At 63.4% G+C, this 4,857-nt stretch carries 6 protein-coding genes; all 6 read left to right on the top strand.

Annotation, left to right across the window (positions count from 1 at the left end):
- Nucleotides 1-470 (top strand): 6,7-dimethyl-8-ribityllumazine synthase (ribH, locus tag ADADOO_RS07670; RefSeq protein WP_511276412.1); only part of this gene is annotated, 470 nt, incomplete at its 5' end.
- Nucleotides 467-958 carry a transcription antitermination factor NusB gene (gene nusB / locus ADADOO_RS07665; RefSeq protein WP_511276410.1) on the top strand — a complete coding sequence of 164 codons (492 nt, stop codon included), beginning with the start codon at nucleotides 467-469 and terminating at the stop codon, nucleotides 956-958. The genes ribH and nusB, both read left to right, overlap by 4 nt.
- Before the next feature lie 4 nt (nucleotides 959-962).
- Nucleotides 963-1,940 (top strand): thiamine-phosphate kinase, encoded by a 978-nt coding sequence (gene thiL, locus ADADOO_RS07660; RefSeq protein ID WP_511276408.1) that lies wholly within the window; start codon nucleotides 963-965, stop codon nucleotides 1,938-1,940.
- Nucleotides 1,924-2,409 (top strand): phosphatidylglycerophosphatase A family protein, encoded by a 486-nt coding sequence (locus ADADOO_RS07655; protein WP_511276406.1) that lies wholly within the window; start codon nucleotides 1,924-1,926, stop codon nucleotides 2,407-2,409. The genes thiL and ADADOO_RS07655 overlap by 17 nt, the downstream gene beginning before the upstream one ends.
- Before the next feature lie 55 nt (nucleotides 2,410-2,464).
- Nucleotides 2,465-2,743 carry a type II toxin-antitoxin system HicA family toxin gene (locus ADADOO_RS07650; RefSeq protein WP_511276405.1) on the top strand — a complete coding sequence of 93 codons (279 nt, stop codon included), beginning with the start codon at nucleotides 2,465-2,467 and terminating at the stop codon, nucleotides 2,741-2,743.
- Between the two features lie 10 nt (nucleotides 2,744-2,753).
- Nucleotides 2,754-4,857, top strand: a 2,104-nt coding sequence (locus ADADOO_RS07645) for a PAS domain S-box protein (RefSeq protein WP_511276403.1), incomplete at its 3' end; no start/stop codon positions are given.

The raw sequence follows: 4,857 nt of genomic DNA, 5'->3' as shown, positions 1-4,857 counted from the left end.
CCCGTTTCGACAACATCTTTGAATACGAAAACAAGCTCGACGGCGCCGGCCTGAAGATCGGCATCGTCATGAGCCGCTTCAACCTGCCCGTCTGCGAAGCCCTGCTCTCGTCGTGCGTCACCGAACTCAAGCGTCTCGGCGTTGCCGATGCCGACATGACCATCGCCAACGTCCCCGGCGCCCTGGAAATCCCGCTCGTCCTGCAGTCCATGGCGCAAAGCGGCAGTTTCGACGCGCTGGTTGCGCTGGGCGCCGTCATCCGTGGCGACACCTATCACTTCGAAGTCGTCTCCAACGATTCCTGCCGCGCCATCATGGAAGTCCAGCTCGATACCGGCGTGCCCATCGCCAACGGCATCCTGACCTGCGACACCGACGAACAGGCTGAAATCCGCACCCAGCCCAAGGGCAGCGACTGCGCCCAGGCTGCCGTCGAAATGGCCAACCTTCAGAAAGCCCTGCTCCAATGACCACCTTCCTTAGCGACAGCGAACACCCCCACGACGTCGCGGCGCCGCCCAAATCGGCCCGCCGGCGCTCCCGCGAATTCGTGCTGCAAGGCCTCTACCAGTGGCGCGTCGGCGGCGCCGACGAAGCCGCCATCGAAGCCTATGCTCCGGAAATGGAAGGCTTCGCCAAAGCTGATCGTGAATTCTTCGTCGGCACCCTGCGCGGCGTCATCGGCCAGAACGCAACGCTGATCGAACATATTTCAAAGCATATCGACCGCCCGTTCACCGAACTGTCGCCGGTCGAAGCCTGCATCCTGATGATGGGCAGTTTCGAGATGATCAACCATCCCGAAACACCCTATCGCGTCGTCATCAACGAAGCCATCGAGCTGACCAAGGCCTTCGGCGGCACCGACGGCCACAAGTACGTCAACGGCGTGCTCGACAAGATCGCCGCCGTCGTTCGCGCCGACGAGGTTGCCGCACGCAAGCAGGGCGGCAAATAGTTCAATGCCGGGCGAGTTTGACCTGATCAACACCTATTTCGCCCGGCCCACTCCGTCGGCCGTCCTCGGCCCCGGCGACGACTGCGCCCTGGTCGCCCCGACGCCCGGCAAGCAACTCGCCATCACCACCGACATGCTGGTCGCCGGCACGCATTTCCTGCCCGACACCAACCCCAGGAACCTCGGCTGGAAAGCGCTGGCCGTCAATCTCTCCGACCTCGCCGCGATGGGCGCCCAACCGCGCTGGGTGACGCTGGCCGGCGCCTTGCCGGCCGTTGACGAGCCATGGATCGCCGCCTTCGCCGATGGCTTCTTCGCCTGCGCCGCCGAATACGGCGTCGATGTCATCGGCGGCGACACCACCAAGGGCCCGCTCAACGTCTGCGTCACGGCCATCGGCGAAGTCGAACCGGGCCAGGCGCTCCGCCGTGACGGCGCCCAGCCCGGCGACCAGATCTGGGTTTCCGGTCGCCCCGGCCTGGCCAGCCTTGGCCTCGCCCACCTTCAGGACAAGATCAAGTTGCCCGAGCCGTGGCCACGGCTATGCCTCGGCGCCCTCGAAAAGCCTCGCCCGCGCGTCGCCCTCGGCCGTGCCCTGAACGGCATCGCCAGCGCCGCTATCGATGTTTCCGACGGCCTGCTCGGCGATCTCGGGCACATCGCCGAACGCTCAGGCTGCGCTGCCGCCGTCAAACTCGTCCAGTTGCCGCATTTACCCAAAGGCGAAAGCTACGATGCCGACCTCCGGCGCATCGCCCTCGAATGTCAGCTGACCGGCGGCGACGACTACGAGCTGTGCTTCACCGCGCCGGGCACGCACAGCCTGGCCATCGCGCAGATTGCCGCGACGCTCGAACTGCCGCTCTGGAACATCGGCGAAATGGTGGCCGGGCCGACCGGCACGGTCACCGTCCTCGACCCCGACGGCCAGCCCGTCGAATTCGCCAGCAAGGGATACGACCACTTTGGCCCAGCGACCTGACTTCAATTTCCTGATCGCCCACCCGGCGCACTTTTTCGCGCTGGGTTGCGGCAGCGGCCTGGCCCCGAAGGCGCCGGGCACTTTCGGCACGCTGTTCGCGTGGGCGATGTTCGCCCTCTTCCACCACCACTTTTCCGATTTTGGCCTGTTTTTCCTGTTGACCGTGGCCTACCTCGGCGGCATCTGGTTCATCGACATCACCGGCCGCGGCCTCGGCGACCCCGACCACGGCAGCATCGTCTGGGACGAGATCGTGCCCTTCTGGCTCATCCTCATGATGACGCCGGCCACTTTCCTCTGGCAGCTGGCCGCCTTCGCGCTCTTCCGCTTTTTCGACATCACCAAGCCGCAACCGGCCCGCTATTTCGACGAGCACGTCAAAAACGGCTTCGGCGTCATGGCCGACGATCTCGTCGCGGCCGGCTACACCCTGCTTTCACTGGCCCTGCTCAAGATCATTTTCGCCTGACGGCAAGATCACGCAGGCTTAGAATGGTGTCGTTCCTAACGCTTGGAGCTTCATCATGAGTCACAAGCATGCCCACCTGATGCGCAGCATCTTCCAGGACCCGCCCTCGGCCAACATCCATTGGCGAGAGATTGAATCGCTGCTCCACCACCTCGGCGCCGAAGTCGAACCGGCCAACGGCGCCCGCTTCAAGATCACCCTCAATAAGGCCGAAGCCTACCTGCACCACCCGCACAACAGCAACACCTGCAGCCGGATGGACATCAAGGCCATCCGCGAGATGCTCAGCCATGCCGGGGTAACGCTATCGGCCTACGAGGCGGACGAAAACTGAGCCGTTGGCCATGAGCGTCGACAGCGCAACCAGCCGGATGCGACGGCGGGCCTACCGCCTGCAATGGCTGTCGCTGACCATTGCCCTGGTTTTGCTCGGGGCGCAAATCCTCTTCGACCAGATTCAGGCCCATCGCCGCATCGAGGCCGAAGCCCGGAGCCGGCTCGAAAACCATAGTCTGATCGTTATCGAGGAACTGGAACGCCGGCTGCAGGCCATGAACGGTGTGCTCGCCAAGCTGCGCGACACCATTCCCCGACAACTCAGCCGTCCGGACGGCGCGGCCATCATCACCCACGAGCTGAACACCCTGGCCGAGGCCCTCGAAGGCGTGCACACCCTGGCCTACTTTGACGCCGGGGGCACCGTGCAGGTCAGCAACCGGAGCCAGCTCGTCGGCCAGAACTTTGCCCAGCGCGAATATTTCCAGACGGTGCTCAAAAGCCCGGACCCCGACAAGCTCTACCTCAGCGAACCATTCATGACGACACTGGGCGCCTACACGATGCTCCTCGCCCGCATGGTCAAGGGGCCCAATGGCGAGTTCGCCGGCATCGTCACGGCCAGCATGGACAACGAGAGCATGGGCACCTTGCTTCATTCCATCCATGCCGGCCGCGAAACCATCCTTTCCGTAGTGCACGGCAGCGGCAAGCTGCTGGTTCTCGTTCCCGAGCAAAAAAAGCCAGCCACCGGGCTGTCCGTAAACATTCCGGGCTCTTTTTTCCAGCGCCACATGGCCAGCGGCCAGCCGGCCAGCCTGATAGCCGGCATGTCCTACGCGCTCGGCAGCGAGCGCCTGATGTCGATGCGCACACTGCACCCGGCTGGCCTGCGCCTGACCTCCCCGCTGGTCGTCGGCGCCTCGCGCGATCTCAATGAAATTCTCGCGCCATGGCGAATGCAGGCTGCCACCCGGGCTCTGCTCTTTCTGCTGGTGGCCATCGGCTCGACGCTACTCCTCTACCAATACCAGCGTCGACAAAAAGCATTCGACCGCCAGATTCAGCAAAAGGATGAAGAAAGCCAGCACGCCTTGCTGACCTTTCAGCGCTTCATCGACCACATCCCCGGAACGGCCTATCTCAAGGACGCCGACTCACGAACGCTGATGGCCAACCGCGGATTCCAGACCCAGCTCGGCATCGACCCGGCCGACATGATCGGCAAGACCAGCCGGGAACTTTTCCCCGGCGAATTCGGCGAAAAAATAGCCGACGATGACCGGAAAGTGCTCGCCGGCGATAGCACCGTCGTCGTCGAGGAAAATTTCCATGGCCGGGACTACGAATCGACCAAGTTCATCGTCGATGACGGCGGCGGCAACCGGCAACTGGGCGGCATCACGATGGACATCACGGCGCGCAAACAGGCCGAGCGCAAGCTCAAGGCCCAGATGCGCCAACTGAGCGAACTGAACGAGCAACTCGCCACCGCCGAAGAAGGCCTGCGCCGCCTCTCTGCGGCGGTCGAACAAAGCCCGGCCAGCATCGTCATCACCGACCTCGACGCCCGGATCATTTTTGTCAACGAGGCCTTTTCGCAGGCCAGCGGCTACACGGCGGCGGAGGTCATCGGCCAGAATCCGAGAATCCTCCATTCCGGCGAAACGCCAGCGGAAACCTATCGCGACATGTGGCCGACCTTGCTCGCCGGCGAAGTCTGGCGTGGCGAGTTCATCAATCGACGCAAGGACGGTTCGCACTATATCGAACAGGCCACCATTTCGCCCGTGCGCGACCACAACGGCACGGTCACCCACTACGTCGCGGCCAAGGAAGACATCACCGAAAGGCGGCAAAACGAGGCGGAGCTGCGCGCCCACCGCCTGCACCTCGAAAACCTCGTCGAGCAACGCACCAGCGAACTGGCCGCGGCCAAGGCAAAGGCCGATGCGGCGAATCGTGCCAAATCCGAATTCCTGGCCAACATGAGCCACGAAATCCGCACCCCGATGAACGCCATCATCGGCCTCAATTACCTGCTCAGACAAAGCCCCCTGCAACCCGAGCAGCACGAAAAACTGCTCAAGATCTCGGCCGCGGCCGAGCATCTGCTGCAAATCATCAACGACATTCTCGATCTCTCGAAAATCGAGGCCGGCAAGGTATTGC

This window comes from Azonexus sp. (assembly GCF_036170495.1).
Classification (GTDB): domain Bacteria; phylum Pseudomonadota; class Gammaproteobacteria; order Burkholderiales; family Rhodocyclaceae; genus Azonexus.
Note: the sequence above shows the minus strand (reverse complement) of the source record. Positions and strands in the feature narration are given on the sequence as shown.